Annotated in this window: 1 protein-coding gene; it reads right to left on the bottom strand. The window is 64.7% G+C overall.

Features of this window, described 5'->3' with window-relative positions; translation table 11 throughout:
* Nucleotides 1–23: 23 nt before the first annotated feature.
* A complete protein-coding gene (locus AC1DUY_RS30695; RefSeq protein ID WP_478119190.1) occupies nt 24–980 on the bottom strand; it encodes an IS110 family RNA-guided transposase in 957 nt (318 codons plus the stop codon).
* Nucleotides 981–1,147 lie beyond the last annotated feature (167 nt).

Here is a 1,147-nt window from a genome sequence, read left to right as displayed (position 1 = left end):
GAACCCGGCGACTGTCTTGTCTGTCAATGGGGCTGAGTCTCTCCGTCATAGTGTTTGTTGGCTTTGACGAGCGCGTTGGCGGTGATGAGGAGCTTTCGGGCAATGGCGATGAGCGCCACCTTGGCCGGTTTTCCCTGCAACCGCAGGGCCTGATAGGCCTGTTTCATCTGCGGATGATGGCGGCAGGCAACGAGAGCTGCCATGTACAGCGCGGCGCGAACGCAGGGCCGACCGCCGGCAATCATCGCCCGCGGTGGCGCATTGCCGGACTGGCTGACATGCGGCGCCAGCCCGGCAAGGCTTGCAATGGCCCTGCGGTCGATGGTGCCGATCTCGGACAGATCGGTCATCAGGACGGTGGCAATGCGCTCGCCGATCCCCGGGATCGAGGTCAGGATCCCGAAATTCGTTGCCAGGCGGGTATCGTCGGCGATGCGGCGCGCCAGCTCCGCCTCGATCTGCCGGCATTGCTCGGTGAGGCCCGCGATGGCGGCACGATGGCTGGCGAGCAGCAGCGGCTCGTCGGTCTGCTTGAGCCGGCTTTTCTCCATGGCGATCATCTCGGTGAGCTGACGGCGGCGCGTCGAGAGGGCCTTGAGAGCAAGCTGATCGGCAGATGGCAGCGGGCGGATCGCATCGGTCATGGCGAGAGCAAACCGCGCAATCAGCCGTGCGTCCAGTCCGTCGGTCTTGGCGCGGCGGCCCTCGGCATCGCGGAATGCCTTGATCCGCCGTGGGTTGACGACGCCGACCTCGAAGCCTGCGGCGGCGAGCGCAAGGACCAATCGCTGCGCATAGGGGCCGATCGCCTCGAGCACGACACGTCTGACGCCATCCTGCGCCAGGCGCGCAACGATGGCTGCGATGCCGGTCGGCGCATTGGCAACACGGAAGGTCTTGCCCGAGGGGGCAAGGCCGATATCGAGAAAACGCTGGCCGACATCGATGCCGGCTGCGACTGCAAGCGCTTGAGCTGTCATGGGATCAGACCTGTATGCGGGCAACCGGAGTGCCCTTGCGACTGTTCGATCAGACAAAACAGGCGAGATGCCCATGCCGGGTTACGGCCGATTGGGCCTGGAATCTAACGGGCTATCTCCGCCTGCCGTCACTATGCGCGTGACAGATCGCCAGATACAGGAATCTC

This window comes from Tardiphaga sp. P4_G1 (assembly GCF_056401215.1).
This window is presented reverse-complemented; position numbering and strand designations above follow the sequence as displayed.